The 16,993-nt window shown below is 74.5% G+C and carries 13 protein-coding genes; 4 read left to right on the top strand and 9 right to left on the bottom strand.

What is annotated here, in order from left to right; all coding sequences use genetic code 11:
- Positions 1–2 precede the first annotated feature (2 nt).
- Positions 3–263 (top strand): CPCC family cysteine-rich protein, encoded by a 261-nt coding sequence (locus AB0B63_RS19215; protein WP_307799628.1) that lies wholly within the window; start codon positions 3–5, stop codon positions 261–263.
- A 56-nt stretch (positions 264–319) separates the two neighbouring features.
- Here the strand turns inward: AB0B63_RS19215 and AB0B63_RS19210 are convergent, their stop codons facing one another.
- The gene (locus tag AB0B63_RS19210) at positions 320–1,678 is read right to left on the bottom strand and encodes a hypothetical protein (RefSeq protein ID WP_357020356.1); all 1,359 of its coding nucleotides are present in this window, start codon (positions 1,676–1,678) and stop codon (positions 320–322) included.
- Between the two features lie 109 nt (positions 1,679–1,787).
- On the opposite strand from AB0B63_RS19210, the gene AB0B63_RS19205 reads away from it, so the two are divergent.
- On the top strand, positions 1,788–2,609 hold the full coding sequence (locus AB0B63_RS19205) for a zinc finger domain-containing protein (RefSeq protein WP_357020353.1): 822 nt from the start codon (positions 1,788–1,790) through the stop codon (positions 2,607–2,609).
- Positions 2,610–2,798: 189 nt separating this feature from the next.
- Positions 2,799–6,395 (top strand): hypothetical protein, encoded by a 3,597-nt coding sequence (locus AB0B63_RS19200; RefSeq protein WP_357020349.1) that lies wholly within the window; start codon positions 2,799–2,801, stop codon positions 6,393–6,395.
- Between the two features lie 231 nt (positions 6,396–6,626).
- Here AB0B63_RS19200 and AB0B63_RS19195 read toward each other — a convergent pair whose 3' ends face one another.
- The 4 genes from AB0B63_RS19195 to AB0B63_RS19180 all read right to left on the bottom strand — a co-directional run bounded on the left by AB0B63_RS19195 (position 6,627) and on the right by AB0B63_RS19180 (position 9,671).
- The gene (locus tag AB0B63_RS19195) at positions 6,627–7,415 is read right to left on the bottom strand and encodes a hypothetical protein (RefSeq protein WP_357020346.1); all 789 of its coding nucleotides are present in this window, start codon (positions 7,413–7,415) and stop codon (positions 6,627–6,629) included.
- Between the two features lie 23 nt (positions 7,416–7,438).
- The gene (locus AB0B63_RS19190) at positions 7,439–8,311 is read right to left on the bottom strand and encodes a PspA/IM30 family protein (RefSeq protein ID WP_208569340.1); all 873 of its coding nucleotides are present in this window, start codon (positions 8,309–8,311) and stop codon (positions 7,439–7,441) included.
- Positions 8,312–8,495: 184 nt separating this feature from the next.
- Entirely contained in the window at positions 8,496–8,930 is a 435-nt protein-coding gene (locus AB0B63_RS19185) for a helix-turn-helix transcriptional regulator (RefSeq protein ID WP_208569339.1), read from the bottom strand.
- 165 nt (positions 8,931–9,095) lie between these two features.
- Positions 9,096–9,671, bottom strand: coding sequence for a CinA family protein (locus AB0B63_RS19180; protein WP_208569338.1), 576 nt, complete (start codon positions 9,669–9,671; stop codon positions 9,096–9,098).
- On the opposite strand from AB0B63_RS19180, the gene AB0B63_RS19175 reads away from it, so the two are divergent.
- A complete protein-coding gene (locus tag AB0B63_RS19175) occupies positions 9,670–9,969 on the top strand; it encodes a hypothetical protein (RefSeq protein WP_357020340.1) in 300 nt (99 codons plus the stop codon). The two genes, AB0B63_RS19180 and AB0B63_RS19175, sit on opposite strands and share 2 nt — an antisense overlap.
- A gap of 30 nt (positions 9,970–9,999) precedes the next feature.
- Here the strand turns inward: AB0B63_RS19175 and AB0B63_RS19170 are convergent, their stop codons facing one another.
- The 4 genes from AB0B63_RS19170 to AB0B63_RS19155 form a co-directional block, all read right to left on the bottom strand.
- Positions 10,000–10,665 carry a response regulator transcription factor gene (locus AB0B63_RS19170; RefSeq protein ID WP_208569336.1) on the bottom strand — a complete coding sequence of 222 codons (666 nt, stop codon included), beginning with the start codon at positions 10,663–10,665 and terminating at the stop codon, positions 10,000–10,002.
- 82 nt (positions 10,666–10,747) lie between these two features.
- On the bottom strand, positions 10,748–12,832 hold the full coding sequence (locus tag AB0B63_RS19165; RefSeq protein ID WP_357020336.1) for a histidine kinase: 2,085 nt from the start codon (positions 12,830–12,832) through the stop codon (positions 10,748–10,750).
- Between the two features lie 45 nt (positions 12,833–12,877).
- Complete coding sequence (locus tag AB0B63_RS19160) at positions 12,878–13,339, bottom strand: hypothetical protein (RefSeq protein WP_219468526.1); 462 nt, start codon at positions 13,337–13,339, stop codon at positions 12,878–12,880.
- A gap of 230 nt (positions 13,340–13,569) precedes the next feature.
- Positions 13,570–16,761 carry a hypothetical protein gene (locus tag AB0B63_RS19155; protein WP_357020332.1) on the bottom strand — a complete coding sequence of 1,064 codons (3,192 nt, stop codon included), beginning with the start codon at positions 16,759–16,761 and terminating at the stop codon, positions 13,570–13,572.
- Positions 16,762–16,993: the final 232 nt, after the last annotated feature.

Raw genomic sequence — 16,993 nt, 5'->3', positions numbered from 1 at the left:
CGGTGTGGAATGCTGCTGCGGTGGGTGAAGTGTGGGTTCCGGTGGGCTGTCCCTGTTGTGCGTCCCGGACGGGTGGGGGCACCTGTCCGGTCTGTTTCTGGACCGATGACGGCCAGGGTGACGCCGATGCCGACGTGGTGCGGGGCGGGGCGAACGGTGAGCTGAGTCTCACCCACGCCCGGCTGAACTTCGCGGTGTACGGCGCGAGTCACCCCCGCTACCAGGACATGGTCCGCCCGCCCCGCCCGGACGAGCGGCCCTGAGCCGATCCGCCCCCTGACCCGCCGGGTCGGGGAGGGTCCCGTCAGCGGTGCACCGGTCAGCAGGGTGACACGGTGCCGCCGTACACGGTGGACACGTAGGCGTGACTGACGTACTGGCCGCCGGCCAGCCGGTTCCACCGGTTGGTGGTCCGGTACGTCCCGGCGACCGTCTGCCCCTTGACGTAGCACTGGATCGGCACGTTGGCGTGCGTGGCGGCCAGCCCCCGGGTCGGGTACGAGGTGCCGGGGCCGGTGCGGACGTTCAGCGGCCCGGAGCCGATCACGCCGCGCGGGCCGGAGCCGGTCCACAGGTAGGTGACGTCCACCCAGGCGTTGTCGGTGAGCAGCAGGCCGTCCCAGAAGGTGCCGTCGGCGAGGTCGATGCCGGCCGGGTTGAGCACGGTACGGCCGAACTGGTCCTTGCCGCCGTTGTAGCCGTACTGGTAGGCGGCCTGCGCCTCGGGGCGGCCCTGCGGCAGGTCCTTCCAGTTCTCCCGGACGGCGGCGGGGTTCCAGTAGTCGTCGCGGGTGTTCCACGGGCCGACGTCCCACACCGGCGCGTACTCGCAGCGGCTGCCGCTGGTGGTGCAGACCCGCACGGTGTAGTCGCCGGTGTCGAGCGGGGAGAGCCCGCGCCGGGACGGCAGGGCGACGAAGTGGTCCCGGGGTTGGATGGTGCGACCGTTGGCGGTCACCCCGCCGACCTCGCCCTCCCGGGTGGCGAAGACCCGGTAGCTGCGTACGGCGGTGGGGGCGGGTTTCTGGACGGCGGCGGTGTCGGCGGTGAGCTGGACCGCGCGTACCGTGGCGGCGGCCTTCGCGTCGCGGGTGGTGAGCAGCACCCGGGCCTGGACCCGGCTGACCGGCCGGTCGAAGGTGGCGGGGGCGGTGCCGGCCTCCCGCCACTCGGTCCAGCCGGTGGGCAGCCAGCCACGCACCTGGACACCGACGGCGGTGCCGGTGGGGGCCTCGGCGGTGAGCGCGGCGCGGACCCGGTTGGCCGGGCCGGCGAGGGTGTACGCGGGGGCGAGCAGCACTCCCTCGGCGACCGGCGCACCGAGGGCGGCGGGCCGGTTGTGTCGGGTCGGGCGGGGGTCGGCCAGGCGCAGCCGGCCGGCACCGAACCGGACGTTCACGTCGTCGCCGCCGACGACGGTGAGGTCGACGGACCAGTGTTCACCGGTGGTCGTCGTGCCGCTCTGCCGCCCGGACCGCGACGGATCGGGGGCGGACCGGTCCAGGCCCGACCGCTCGGGGGCGGAGCGCTGCACTGTGGGACCCGACCGGTCGGGCGTGGAGCGGCCGGGGGCGTGTGGTGCGGCGTACGCGGTGGCCGGGGCGAGCGCGCCGACCAGGGTCACGGTCAGCAGACCGACCAACAGGGACGATGAGGCACCACGAGGGCCGAAAGCCATAATATTCTCCTCAGAACTCCCTAATAGTGCATTTTTTCGTAGATCGACAGGAAGCGCGCTACAAATAGCGATACATGCGAATTCTGCTCGGACGAGGGAGAATGCTGGGGTGCCCGAAGGAGACACCGTCTGGAACACCGCCCGCGTCCTGCACCGGGCGCTCGCCGACACCCGGCTCACCGGCAGCGACTTCCGGGTGCCGACGCTCGCCACCACCGACCTGTCCGGCTGGACGGTGCGCGAGTCGGCCAGCCGGGGCAAACACCTGCTGCTCCGGCTGACCGCACCCCCGCAGGCAGCCCCGACCACCGCCTGGACGCTCCACTCCCACCTGCGGATGGACGGCGCCTGGCGGGCGTACGCCCCGGGGGAACGGTGGACGGGCCGGCCGGCCCACCTGATCCGGGTGGTGCTGCGCAGCCCGGAGGCGGTGGCGGTCGGTTACCACCTGCACGAGCTGGCCCTGCTGCCCACCGCCGACGAGGAGCGCCTGCTCGGGCACCTCGGCCCCGACCTGCTCGGCGACGACTGGGACCCGGCCGAGGCGGCCCGTCGGCTCGCCGCCGCGCCGGAGGTGACCATCGGGGAGGCGCTGCTGGACCAGCGCAACCTGGCCGGGGTGGGCAACCTCTACAAGTGTGAGCTGCTGTTCCTGCGCGGGCTCTCCCCCTGGACGCCGGTCGGCGCGGTGCCCGACCTGGCCGGCACGGTGACCCTGGCCCAGCGGCTGCTCGCCGCCAACCGGGGCCGGTGGACCCAGAGCACCACCGGCTCGCTGCGCCGGGGGCAGACCAGCTACGTGTACGGCCGGCGGGCCCAGCCGTGCCGCCGCTGCGGCACCGCCATCGCCAAGGAGGAGCTGGGCGAACGGGTCACCTACTGGTGCCCGACCTGCCAGCCGCCACCCGCCCCGACCCCGGCGGCCGGCTGAGCGGGCGCGACCGACGCCGGGTCACCTCCCGCCTGGCGGGACGACCCGCAGACACGGACGAATGGGTAATTCCTATCCGGCCGCCGACGTCGCATGCTGCGGTGGAGTGCTCACCGTTCGTGACCATCGGACGCGACCGCCCACCACGCCGGGGTGTGGGGCGGCGGGTCCCCGTGCCCGGGGAGAGCCATGGCCCTGTTCCGCAGACTGCGACCACACTGGACGACCCGGGTCGTCCACACCGAACGGCCCACCGTGCCGGCGGCCCGCACCGGCGCAGCCGGTCCCACCCCGGCGAGCCTCGACCCGGCCGCCGTGCCGCACTGCTTCGGGCCGGTGCCGAACTTCGCCGGCAGCCCGCTGCCGGTACCCGACCCGCAGGGCCGGGCGGTCACCGGCACCGGGCTGCGCAAGTTCGTCGACGCACTCCCCCAGCCCGGCCCCGCCGGACGCACCGAGCTGGGTGGTCACCTGCCCGTCGCCACCCCGGACACGGTCAGCTGGCCGGGCTGCGACTACTACGAGATCGGGCTGTCCGAGTACACCCAACGGTTGCACCGGGACCTGCCCACCACCCGGCTGCGCGGCTACCGGCAACTCAACCTGGGCACCGACCCGGACGGGCACAACACCGTCGCCCCGCCGGAGCGGCCCTACCACCTCGGGCCGTTGGTCATGGCGCGGCGGGACCGCCCGGTACGGATCAAGTTCATCAACCAACTCCCCACCGGCCCGGCCGGGGACCTGTTCCTGCCGGTGGACACCAGCCTCCCGGGCGCCGGGGCGGGGCCGCTGGAGGGGCCGGCGCCCTACCCGCAGAACCGGGCCGTGTTGCAGTTGTCCGGCGCGCACACCGGCTGGATCAGCGCCGGCAACCCGTGGCAGTGGGTGACCCCGGCCGGGGAGATCACCCCGTACCCGACCGGGCCGGGCCTGACCCACGTGCCGGACATGCCGCCCCCCGGGGCGGGGGCCACCACGCTCTACTACCCGAACGCGCAGAGCGGCCGGCTGATGTGCCTGCAGGACAACACCCTCGGGTTGTCCCGGTTGACCGTCCTGTCCGGCCAGTTCGCCCTCTATCTGCTCACCGACCCGGTCGAGGACGGGCTGGTCGCCGACGGGGTGCTCCCCGCCGAGCAGCTCCCCCTGGTGATCCAGGACCGCACCTTCGTCCCCGACGACGCCCAGCTCGCCGCCGAGGACCCCACCTGGGACCGGGACCGCTGGGGTGCCCGGGGCAACCTGTGGCACCCGCACGTCTACCAGCCCCGGCAGGACCCGTACCGGGACTGCGGGCGCAACCCCACCGGGCGCTGGGACTACGGCCCGTGGCTGCCCGGCGCCGACGACCGGGACGCGCCCCGGGTCGGCCCGGTGGACAACCCGCACCACGATCCGGTGGCCGCCCCGCAGGAACCCCCGCAGGCCCCCGGGGTGCCGCACCCCAGCGCCGTGCCCGCGGCCTACGGGGACACCATGCTGGTCAACGGCGTCGCCTACCCCTACCTGCGGGTACGGCCGACGGCGTACCGGTTCCGGATCGTCAACGGCTGCGCCGACCGGGCCCTCAACCTCCAGCTCTACCGGGCCCGTTCCGACGGGCCGATGTGGCGGGCCGACGGGAGCCTCGCCGACGCCGACGCCGGTGAGGTGCCGATGGTGGACGCCGTGCGTACCCCCGGCCGGCCGGCGGACTGGCCCACCGACGGCCGCGACGGCGGGGTGCCCGACCCGGCCGCCGCCGGCCCGCCGATGATCCAGATCGGCAACGAATGCGGGCTGCTCCCCGCCCCGGTGGTGGTGCCCAACCGCCCGGTCGGCTACCGCTACGACCGCCGCGACCCGACGGTGCTCAACGTGGACTCGGCCGCGCTGCTGCTCGCCCCCGGCGAACGGGCCGACGTGATCGTCGACTTCTCCACCCTGCCGCCCGGGGCTACGGTGCTGCTCTACAACGACTGCCCGGCCCCGCTACCCGACGCCGACCCCCGCTACGACCGGCACACCGCCGCCGGGGACCACCGCGCCGAGGGCGGCGGCCCCACCACCCTGCCCGGGTACGGCCCGAACACCCGTACCGTGCTCCAGTTCCGGGTGACCGGCACCCCGACCCGCCGGTACGACCTGGACCGGCTCGCCGCCCGGCTGCCCGCCGCGTACGCGGCCAGCCAACGCCCCCCGATCGTGCCGCAACGGGAGTACGACCGGGCGTTCGGCACCACCACCACCCCAGGGGTCGTCGCCCCCGCACACGCCACCTCGGCCACCTTCACCCCACCCGGCGCCGCCGCAGCGGTCACCCTGCCGGTCCAGGTGAAGACCGTCGGGACGGTCTTCGAGTCGGAGTACGGCCGACGCGCCGGCCGGCTCGGGGTGCCCCACCCGAAAGCCAGCCCGATCGGCCCGGTGACCCTGCCGCTCGGCCCGACCGAACCGGCCACCGAGATCCTCGTCGCGGCCGACCCGACGGCCGGCGCGGACGAACCCGCCGACGGCATCCAGCTGTGGCGGATCAGCGGCACCGGCCGGCAGACCCATCCGGTCCGCTTCGACGGCTGCGACGTGCAGGTGGTCCACCGCATCGGCGGCGACGGCACGGTCCGCGCCCCGGACGGCGGTGAGCTGGGCTGGAAACAGATCGTCCGGATCAACCCGGCCGAGGACCTGGTGGTGGCCCTCCGGCCCGAGGTGCCGCCGCTGCCGTTCAAGGTCGCCGACAGCCGGCGGCTGCTCGACCCGACCCGACCGACCGGGGTACGCCTCGACGCCGTCGGTGTCAGCCCGCTCGACGGTCGTCCGGCGACGGTGGTCAACCATCCGGTGGACCTGGGGTGGGAGTTCCGCTGGTCCAGCGCCGCAGCGGGGTTGCGGGACCTGGGCATGAGCCGACCCCTGGTGCTGCGGGTCTCGCCCCGTGCACCGACCGGGTTGACCGCGACGCCGTTGCCCGGTTCGGCGACTGCGCTCCCGGCGATCGCGCTGGCCTGGACGGGCAACGGCAGCCGGCCGGCAGCCACCAGCCACCTGCTGCAACGGGCCACCGACGCCACCTTCGGCACCGGGCTGACCACCATCACCGTGGCGGGTACGGCGACCCGCTACACCGACGCCACCATCACCCCGGGGGTCACGTACCACTACCGGATCCGGACCGAGAACGCCGCCGGCTGCTCGGCCTGGTCGAACAGCAGCCCCGCGTCGGTACGCCTGCCCGCCCCGAGCGGACTGGCCGCGACGGTGCCGCCGGCCGCGCCCCTGCGGGTGGCGCTGCGGTGGGTGAACCGTTCCTTCGCCACCGGCCTCGACGTGCAGCGGGCCACCAACCCGACCTTCACCAGCGGTCCGGGCACCACCGCCGTGCCGGTGACCGACCGCCACCTCGATCCGGCGGTCGCCCCGGACACCACCTACTACTACCGGGTCCGGACCACCTACCTCGGTGCGGCGTCACCGTGGTCGACGGTGGCGGCGGTGACCACCCCGGCGGTGCCGGAGACCCCGACCAGGGTCGCCGCGACGGTCGGCGTCCCCGCGCCGGACACGGCGACGGTGTCGTTGACCTGGTCGGCGAGCCTGCCGACGGGGCCGGGGGCGGGGTTCGTGGTGCAGCGCGCGGTGGATCCGCAGTTCGCCCGGGAGGTGGCCAGCTTCACCGTCACCGGCCGGAGCTTCACCAACACCGGTCTGGCCCGGGGCGTCACCTACCACTACCGGGTCCGCTCGTTCACCGTGGTGGGCAACTCCCCGTGGACCGGCCCGGTGTCCGTCCACACCCCCCGCTGAGATCGACCGCCGACTCCGGCGGGCCACCCGAGGGACCGGCCGGGTGGGCGGGGCGACCCGGCCGGTCGCCGGTCGGTCGGACGCTGCGGTCGGCTGCCCGCCCGGGCGGGCACTCGGCCCCAGCCGGTGGTCGGCCAGCGGACGCCCCGGCCCAGCGGGTGGTCGGCCGGCCGGACGCCCCGGCCAGCGGGTGGTCGGCCAGCGGGCGCTCCGGCCCAGCGGGTGGTCGGTTCAGCGGGTGGGGGTGCGCAGGGGTTCGCCGACGGTGCGTAGTTCGGCCAGGGCGGCGGCGACGCCGTGCAGCAGGTCGGTCGCCTCCATCAGCCGGGCGGCGGCCGGGTCGGCGACGACCTCCGGTTGGGCGTCCTCGGCGACGTAGCCGGCGGCGGCGGCGACCAGCCCCTCGTAGGCGGTCACCCCGTCGACCAACTGGTCCCGCAGGGCCCGGTGGGCCTCGGCGAGCCGGGGTCGGGCCTCGGGCGGGGCCAGCCGCAGGGCGCGTTCCACGCCGGCCGTCCGGTCGGCCAGGTCCCGCAGCGACCGGTCGGCGGCTGCCGCCTCCAACACCGCCGGCTCGGCCAGGCCGGTGAGCCGGGGCGCGATCCCGGCCAGGGCGAGCGCGGCCCGGTCCAGCCGCGCCCAGGACTCGGCGGCGGAGGTGCCGCGCAACGCGAACCGGGAGCGGAACCGGCGGGCCTCGGCCAGCACACCGGGGCCGACCGGGAGGCGTTCGACGGCGGCGACCAGTCGGGCCCGGGACCGGGCGGCGACCTCGGCCGGGTCGAGGGCGGGTGGGACCGGGCGGGCGGCGAACGCCCGCAGGTCGATCCAGCGCCAGGCGGCCAGCGCGACGGCGCTACCCGCGGCACCGGCCCAGGCCGCGTCGGGCAACCCCAGTCCGGCGTACGGGGTCAGCACCGCCGCCGTGCCGGTGAGCCCACCGGCCAGGACGCTCCACCGGCGGGCGGAGCGCCGCAGCCGGCCCAGTCGACGGAAGTGTCGCGTTCGCTCGTCGGCCACCCGTACCTCCTCGTGCCGGCCGCTCAGCCGGCGGTGGTGTCCCCCACGCCGCGGTCGCGGCCCATGCTGGCCCTGATCTCGTCCAGCCGGGCGGCGGCGGCCGGGTCGGCCGTCGGGGCGGCCGGCTGGGCCTGCTGCTGCACCGCCGGCTGCTCCTGCCGGCCACCGAGCTGGTCACCGGCCATGCTGGCCCGGATCTGCTCCAGCCGGGACGAACCGGCGCTGTCCAGGGTCGACTTCTGGATCTCCAACATCCGCCCCTCGACGGAGTTGCCGGCCAGCTCGGCACGGCCCATCGCGTTGGCGTAGCGGCGCTCGATGCGGTCGCGTACCTCGTCCAGCGAGGGGGTGTTGGTCGGCGCGGTCATCGAGGACATCGACTCCAGCGAACGGGCCACGCTCTCCTGCATCTTGGCCTGTTCGAGCTGGCTGAGCAGCTTGGTCCGCTCGGCGAGCTTCTGCTGGAGGATCATGGAGTTGTTCTCGACCGCGCGCCGGGCCTGGGCGGCGGCACCGAGCGCCTGGTCGTGCAGGGTCTTGAGGTCCTCGGTGGCCTGCTCGGCCGAGACCAGCTGGGTGGCGAGCACCTGGGCGGACTGCTCGTAGCGACCGGCCTCGACCTCGTCGCCCTTGGCCCGGGACTGGTCGGCGAGGACCAGTGCCTGCCGGGCGTTGCCCTGGAGCCGCTCGACCTCGGTCATCTGCCGGGAGAGCTTCATCTCCAGCTGCCGCTGGTTGCCGATCACCGCCGCCGCCTGCTGGACCAGCGCCTGGTGTTGACGCTGCGCGTCCTCGATGGCCTGCTGGATCTGCACCTTGGGATCGGCGTGCTCGTCGATCTTGGCACCGAAGAGCGCCATCAGGTACTTCCAGCCCTTGACGAACGGGTTCGCCATCTCCGCGGTATCCCCTCAGTAGCGTCGCTGCGCCTCGGCCACGCCGGGGCCGGACGGGCCGGACGGAGCGCCCCATCGTCGCAGCCCGACGCCAACAGGGTCGTTCGGGCTGCGGGAGTGCTCCGGCGACCTGCGATCAACACTACGCGGCGTCGGCCACCCCGGCCACGGGACCGGACGGGGGTCAGGCGGCGCAGACCACGTCACGGTCGCTGGGACGGACCCGGGAGCTACGCAGGGTGGCCTTCAGCGGGGAGTCCTGGCGGACCGAGACGGCGACCGCGCCGTCGGTGGTCACCTGACGCACGCCCCGGCCGGTGGCCTTGCGCACACTTCCGGCGGCGGCCGGGTCGTCCTGCACCGGCATGAGCACGCCCGGCAACTGCTCGGCGAGCGCGACGGTGTCGCTCACCTCGCGCAACAACTCGGACAGGCGGGCACCGAGCGCGTCACAGATGGCGGCGAGCAGCTCGCTTGAGGGTTCCTTCTGGCCGCGCTCGATCTCGGACAGGTAACCGAGGCTGACGTTGGCGGCGGTGGAGACCTCGCGCAGGGTGCGGTGCTGACCCTGGCGGCGCGCCCGAAGTGCGTCACCGATCACCCGGCGTAGCAGGACCATCGCACCTCCCCCTGACGGGATTCACTCTCCGGGCGGATGGTCGCCCGCGCCGGACGCGGTGGACCGCGCCGCCGCCGACGCCGTACGCCGGAGCCTTCCCGCAACCGTACCCGTTGGTGGGCCCGGCGACATCCCACCCCGGCTGTCGGATCTGGACAAGGCTGGTCAGCGACGGCCCGCACCGGCCGGGGGGACGGTGGCCGTCGGCCCGGTGCGCGGGCCCGGCCCGGTTTCCGGGAAGGCCCGGTGGATCCGCGCCGCCACCAGGCGTAACGCCTCGATCACCGTGGCCGCCCGGATGTGCTCCCGCCCCCCGTCGAGGTCCAGCCGACGGACCACCGGGCCACCCGGGCCGGCCACCGCGACATAGACCAGGCCGACCGGTCTGCCGTCCTGCGGCTCGGGACCGGCCACCCCGGTGGTGGCCAACCCCCAGTCGGTGGCGCAGCGCCGCCGACCCCCCTCGGCCAGGGCGATGGCCACGTCCGGATCGACCGGCCCGCGTTCGGCCAGCAACTCCTCGGGTACGTCGGCCAGCTCCGCCTTCAACTGCGTGGCGTACGTCACCAGTCCACCCCGGTAGACGGCGCTGGCTCCGGCGACGTCCACGATCGCGGCGGCCAGCAGCCCGCCGGTCAGGGACTCGACGGTGGCCAGGGTCTGCTGCCGCTCACGCAGGCTGTGCACCACCCCCGCCGCGGGGCTGCCCACCGGTTGCTCGTACTTCGCATCGGTCCCCATGCCGTCCTCCTTCCCCGAGTCCATCCCGCTACTCATGCTCTCCCACCTGATCATCGCTGCCGGTGCCGGTGCCGGGGCCGACGGCCCGCCGGGGTGGGCGAGTCCGTCAGGGCTGGTCATGCTGTCCCACCTGATCATCGGTGCCGGTGCCGGTGCCGACGGCCCGCCTGGGTGGGCGGGTCCGTCAGGGCTGGCGGGGCTGCCGGCCGGGCGGGTCCGCCGGGGCCGGCGGGTCCGCCGGGGTGGGCAGGTCCGCCGGGACGGGCCGGCCAGCCGGGGCCGGCGGTTCAGCCGGTGAGGCCGGGCGGGTCAGCCGGGACCGGGCGGGTCAGCCGGTGAGGCCGGCGTCCCGGGCCAGCAGGGCGGCCTGGACCCGGTCGGCGACGCCGAGCTTGGCGAAGACCGCCGAGAGCTGGTTGCGGACCGTCTTCTCGCTCAGCCCGAAGTGCCGGGCGATCCGGGCGTTGGTGTCACCGGCGGCCAGCCTGCGCAGGATGTCCCGCTCCCGGGGGGTGAGCCGGTCGAACGGGGGCGGCAGCTCGACCGGCTGGCGGCGCAGGCTGGTCAGCACCTGTGGGCCGATCCGGGGGCCGAGGACGAGCCCGCCGCCCGCCACCGTACGCAGCGCATCGACGATCACGTCCGGGTCGGTGTCCTTGAGCACGTAACCCCGGGCACCGGCCCGCAGCGACCGGCCGACCACGTCCTCGTCGTCGGACATGGTCACCATCAGCACCCGGGTCTCCGGTCGGGCCTGCACGATCCGGCGGGTCGCCTCCACGCCGTCGCCGTCGGGCAGCGCCACGTCCATCGCGACCACCCCCACCGGCTCGGTCAGCGCGATGCCGACCGCCTCGGCACAGGTGGCCGCCTCCACGACGCCGTCGACCCAGGTCTCGCCCTCCAGCATGGTGCGCAGGCCACGGCGGACCACCGGGTGGTCGTCCACGACCAGCACCCGCACCGCCCCGCCACGAGCCCCGTCTCCCGTCACTGCCCTCCCCCTCCCGCCGAGCCTTCCTCCCCCCGACCCCCACCCGCCCCGCCCCGCTCCGGATCCGGCCCGCTCGCGGTGATCAAGAGGTTCGCGTCATCCTCCGGGCGAATTCTGACGCAAACCTCTTGATCACCGGGGGCAGGCGGGGTGGGGGCGGGGGCAGGCTGGGTGGGGGTGGGGGTGGGAGGGGTGGGGGTGGGGGTGGGAGGGGGAGGCGGACCCGGACCAGGGTGCCGTGCGGGGACCGGTCGACGAACTCGCAGTCGCCGCCCAGTTCGGCGGCCCGTTCCCGGATCGAGTCCAGGCCCACCCCGCCGGGGCGGCGGGCGACGATGCCGGTGCCGTCGTCGGACACCTCGACGACCAGCGCCCGGCCCCGGCGCACCACCACGTCGCAGCAGGCCGCCCCGGCGTGCCGGGCCGTGTTGGCCAGCGCCTCACCGACGATCCGGTACGCCGCCACCTCGACGGCGGCCGGCAACCGGTGCAGGGCGTCCGCGACACTCAACCGGACCGTCAGCGTCGGACCGTCGAAGCGCTGGCACTCGGCCCGCAGCGCCGACTCCAACCCCCGGTCCAGGGCGGCCGGACGGAGCTGGTCGACCAGTTGGCGTACCTCGCTGGTGCAGGTGAGCAGGTCGTCGGCGAGCCCGTCGAGGATGCGGGTCAGCCGGTCCTGGTCGGCGGTGGCGAGTTTGCGGGCCGCGCGTACCTGCATGGACATGCCGGCGAAGGTCGGACCGAGGCCGTCGTGCAGGTCCCGACGCAGCCGACGACGTTCCTCCTCCCGGGCCGTCACCAGGCGCTCCCGGGAGTCCCGCAGGTCACGGATGAGCCGGGCGGTCGCGGCGGCCACCGAGGCGTGCATCGCGACGTCACTGAGCAGCCGCCGCTCGACCGGGGTGAACCGGGTACCGGCTGCCCGGCGGGCCACCACCAGCCGCCCCACCCACTCCCCGTGGGTCACCATGTCGAAGCGTTCCAGGGCGGTGGTGGCCTGGCCGTGCGCGGCGTGCACCCGGCCGGGCCGCCCGTCGTCGGCGTGCTCCCCGCCGAGTTCCACCGCCACGTACGGCACCTGGAGCGAACGGGCGATGGTGCCGGTCAGCAGCGGCAGCACCGCCTCCGGCTGGACCGTCCGCTCCAGCAGGTCACCGAGGCGGGCCAGCACCGCGTACGGCTCGTCACGGTCGCCGTAGAGCAGCCGGTTCACCCCACGCTGCACCCGGTGCCGCAGCGGCTCGAAGGTCACCGCGATCAGGCCGGTGGCCACCAGAGACGCGTTCGACGTGTCCCCGCGCAGCACGAGGTCCCGCAGCAGCGCGACGACCCCGACGAAGGCGGCGATCACCAGCAGGCTCATCACCAGCCAGACCAGGGTCCGGTTGATCACCTGTTCCAGCCCGTAGAGCCGGTGACGCAGCACCGCCAGGGTCATCGCGCCCGGGATCGCGATCACCATCAGCACCCACGCGCCGGAGAGGTTGAGCCAGTCCAACAGGAAGCCGAGCAGGAACAGCGCACCGGCGGCCAGCAGGCAGGCCAGCTGCTGACGGGCCTCGCCGACGGCCCGCCGCCAGCGCCGGGCGAGCCCCACCAGCACGGCGGCCACCAGCAGCAACTCGACCGCGACGGTCAGCAGGGCGACCCGGACCAGCAGCCGCGCGGTCGGGTCGGCGGCCGTCGTGGCGGACAGCAGCAGGCCCCGGGGGTCGCTGGTGGCGGCCACCGCCAGCGCCACGGCCACCACCACCGTGGTGACCACCAGCCCGACCGCGACCGGCCGGAATCCCCGGCCCGGCAGCCGGCCGTCCGGGAAGACCAGCAGGGCCAGGAAGATCAGGCCGTACGGCGGCCACCAGAGCCACTGCCCCAGCCAGGCCAGCGGGGTGACCGCGGGCCAGCTCAACGCCAGCACCGCCGCCCCGGCGACGAGTCCGGCGGCCAGCATCAGCCGGCCCACCGGGTGACCGGGCAGCCCGGCGAGCACCAACCCGCCGAGCGCGGTGAACGCGACCGCGATCGTGCCGGTCAGCGCTGCCGGCCCGAGCGCCGCCGGCTGCGGGTACCACCACTGCCCGGCCAGGACGAGCCCGGCGACGACCAGGCCCGCCCCGGCCAGGACCCGGCGGGACGGGGACAGCGCGGCGATCGGCGACGGCACGGCAGGCCCTCCGGGGGTTGGTCGTCGGTGGTGGGATCGGGTGGGTCAGTCGGCCCAACCGGCGGCGTGCATGGCGTTGTGCAGCCAGTTGCCGGAGTCGTGTTCGAGGTGTTCCGGCAGGGCCCCGATGATCTCGGACAGGTCCGGGTCGTCGAGGCGGGGCAGCTCGGACAGCGCCCTCTCCAGCGAGATCCGGGAGCGGACGAGCACGTCCGGGTGGTCGTGGACGTACTGCGTCACGTGCGCGACCACCGTGGCCAACCGGTTCCGGACGGCCTCCGGCTCCGCCGGGCCGGTGCCGGCCTGCAACTCCTCCAGCCGCCAGTCGGCGGAGAAGACGGGGTGCAGCCGTCGGCCGGTGACGTCGAAGAACTCGACCGCCCCGGCGAGCTTCTCGCCGAGGTCGGCGGTCGACAGCAGGTCGGCCAGGTTCTGGTAGACGTGGCAGAACGTGTCGTTGGTGGCGATCAACAGGATCCGTCGGTCGTCGCCAGCGCTCAGCGTCATGATCACTCCTTGGATGCCGGTGCGTGGACGGCGGGGCGGGTCTCCCGGCACCCGCTCCGCCGCAGCGTAGGTGGTCGACCGTCCACAGTGGCACCGCCGGGTGGACCGGCGGTCGTCGGTGAACGGTCGAACCATCGTCATCCAGGGGTCGTCCCGCCGACCCGGGACATTCGTCCCGGGTCGGCGGGACCGATCGGCGTCACCCGACCACGTCGGGCGTCCGTGGGCGGTCAGCCCGCCGGATGCATGCTCACCGTGGTCGCCCGGGTCATGTCGGTCGCCGCGGTCACCTCCGGCAGCCCCTCGGTGTGCCCGCCGGAACGCACCCGGGACGACCAGTGGTCGTACCGCTGGCCGAGCTGGCCGACCCGGACGAACGCCGCGCTGGCCAGGCAGGCGCTCAGCGGGTCACGCGGCTTGTCCGGCACGCTGGCCTGGACGCAGCCGGCACCGTACTGGCCCTGGTCACGCAGCGGGTCGAAGCCCGACCGCTCCCCCTCGCACGGATTCCAGTCGAACGTCTGGACGCAGTCGGCGTAGTTGTCCACCGCCTGCGCCATCGCGTTACGCAGGTGCTGGTGGCCCGACTGGTCGGCGTCACTACGCGGACGGCTGTAGTCGGCGGGCAACCCGTTGCCCCCGAAGAGCAGGCCGGCGAGGCTGTCGTCGAGTTCCAGCGCGGTGCCCCAGCCCAGCTCGGTGTACGCCTGCAACAGCCGCAGCGCGTCCGCGACCGCCTTGCCCTTCTGCCAGAGCACCCGGGACACCTCCCAGGTGTCGCTGCTCGGCGGGTTCGGCCCGGTGCCGGCCCGCATCACCCGGTAGAAGTACTTCTGCCGGCCGGACAGCATCGCGGCGGCCTTGCTGCGGGCCGACGTCGCCTGGGTGGCGACGACGGGGATCGCCGCCGACTCGAACGCCGGCTTGTACGTGCCCGCCCACCGGTCGGTGAGGTACTTGTTCTCGTCGTAGCAGTAGCCCTGCGGGATCGGGGACCGGACGTCCCACGAGCAGAACGTGCCGATGGGGAACACGCGGGTGGCGGTCTGCACCTCCTGCCAGTCCCCGCCGGCCCACTTCACCCGCGACCGCAGGGTGATCTGGAGGTCGCCGGTGGTGGTCTGGAACCGGGGCCCCTCGTGCTCCTCCACGTTGACGAAGTTCGCGTCGTAGCAGGTGGAGAACTCCGGGGCGTGCCCCGGCGGCATGGCGTGGCGGGCCAGGTGGAACGCGTTGGGCAGGTTGCTGCGGCGTACCGTCGACGGGATCGGCCGGCTGACCCGGCTCGCGCTGCACCCGCCGATCGACTCGGCCTCGGGAATCCGGTTCGCGGCCGGGATCTCCTGGTCCGGGCTGCCCCACATGTCGTGCACCGGCAGGGTGTCGCTGCCGTTCCAGACCACCGCCTTGCGCACGTTCTCCACCTGGGCGTTCCAGCCGGCGGCCGCGGTGCGGTAGTCGGCCATCAGCGCGGTGAACAACGGGTTGGTGCTGCCGTCGGCGGCCGGCTGGCTGAACTGCCGCACCCGCTCGTTGATGGTCCGGCCGGTCTCGGCGACGGCGTCGCCCCGCCCGGCGGCCACCTGGGCGGCGAACTGCGGGTTCTCCAGTTGCAGGATGTTGTAGATCCGGGCGGCGGTGGTCCAGGCGGCGGCGTTGGCGACCGGGCCGACGGTCCAGGTGCCACCGACCCGGTTACGCGCCCACTGGCCGAGGTAGTTGATCGAGCCGGCGGGCAGGTGGGTGTCGAGCACGCTGACCGGGTCGGCGAGGCTGGTCCCGGCCGGCGCGGTGAAGGTGCCCTCGTCGGAGGCGTTGACGGTGGCGAAGGTGAAGGTCGGCGACTCGGCCTTCGGGTAGTAGGTGCCCAGGTAGTCCGGGATCGGCTGCCCGGTGATCTCCTTGTGGTGCACGTACGTGGTGATCACCTGGTTGAGCTGGCTCTTGGCGATGTTCTCCAGGGCCACGTGGGTGGCGAGCGCCATCGAGTCGACCTTGCGTTCGATGGTCTGCAACTGGGTGGCGATCCGGCCCAGGTTGGCGCGTACCTCGTCGAGGCCCTTGGTGAGCGCGTCGAGCTGGGCGACCAGCCCGGCGTACATCTCCTTGAGCGCCGACTCGATCCGGTCGAACCGCTTGTCGATGCCCTTGGCGAGCCGGTCGATCTGCTGGCGCAGTTTGCCGATCTCCGCCTGGATCGCGGCGTTCGGGTCACCGCCCCCGGCGAACAGGCCGATCAGGCTCACCGCCGCGCCGAGCAGGTTGCCGGTCAGCACCGCCGTGCCCATCGCCGTCGCGGCCATGGTCAGCCCCTGCCCGAGCACCGTCGTCACGTACGTGTTGATCGCGGTCACCGAGGTCACCACGGCCTTGCCGATGGTCTCCAGCTGCTTACCGAACTTCTTGTCGACGAAGCCGACCAGGGTGGACAGCACCGTGACGGTGGACCCGAGCCCTTCGAAGATCTTGCGGTTCGACTCGGTCTTCGCCTTCTCCGCGTCGACCACCGCCTGGCTCGGCTTCGGGTCCTGGTTGAGCGGGTACGTGTTGGCGTAGCCGACCACCTCGGTGATCCGGTTGTTGCCGTCGGTGTCGAGCACCTTCAGCGTCGCGTACGCCCGCTCCTGCACCAGCGCCTTGAAGGCGGTCGGGTCACCACGGACGTCGCGGATCGCGGACAGCGGCACGTAGTAGCCGAGGGTGCCGGTGTTGCCGTCGGCGCGCGGCTCGTGGATCCGCGCGGCCAGCAACCCGTCGACCGGGGTACGCACCCCGGTGCCGGTCCGTCCCGCGAAGGCGCTGTCCCAGCCGGTGGCCAGCGCGTCGTCGGTGGCGGCCCGCCGGTGCAGCTCCCGCCAGGTGTCCTGGACCAGGTCCCGGGAGCGGGCGTTCCACGCCGCGTCCTGGTAACCGCCCCGGACCAGGTTCAACGCGTCCGGCACCACGTTCGCGCCCTCCGCGCCGACCGTGCTGGCCAGGAAGGCCCGCACCGCCGGGCCGGTGGTCACCGCGCCGGTGGACTCGCCGAGCCGGGCCAGCACCGCCATCGCCACCGCGAACCGGGACCGGTCCTCGGCCCGCGCGTCGCTGACCGCCGCGTCGGCGACCGCCCGGGTGGTGGTCACGTGCCCGGCCACCTGCGTCGCGTCGGCACCCGGCTGGCCGGTACGCCAGTCGAGTAGCTCAGCGGTGAGCAGCGCGTCCTTCAGCCCGACGGCCCCGGCGTCGCGTAGTTGCACGACGGCCCCGAACAGCGCCCCGTGCACCGCCTGCTCGTCGAACGGCACCGGGTCGGCGGCGCGGGCCGGACTCTGGTGCATGGTGACCGCCAGCACCGCCGTCAGGCCGGCCGCCCACAGCCGGCGGCTGCGCCACCCGCCGCCCGGGGACCGTCCCCGGGCATGTCTCGTCGCTGTCCGCACCGCTGCTCCTCCCGCCACCGGGCGCAACCCCGCCCGCCGTCGCCGGGCGTCGACCCGGTCGGGCCGACGCCGCACCGGGCCACTGGGGCCGGTGCGGTGCCGACTCTGCTGGGCGGGGCGTCCCGGGCGGCAGGGACAGCCGTCCCGCCGCCCCGGGATTGCGGCGGGGGGCCGGGAGCCGACGGGGGCGGCGGCCGGGATCGACGCCGGCTACGCGCGGGCCGCGCGGTGC

Origin of the sequence: Micromonospora sp. NPDC049081, from assembly GCF_040648835.1 — a bacterium.
GTDB classification, from domain to species: Bacteria; Actinomycetota; Actinomycetes; order Mycobacteriales; family Micromonosporaceae; genus Micromonospora; species Micromonospora antibiotica.
Note: the sequence above shows the minus strand (reverse complement) of the source record. Positions and strands in the feature narration are given on the sequence as shown.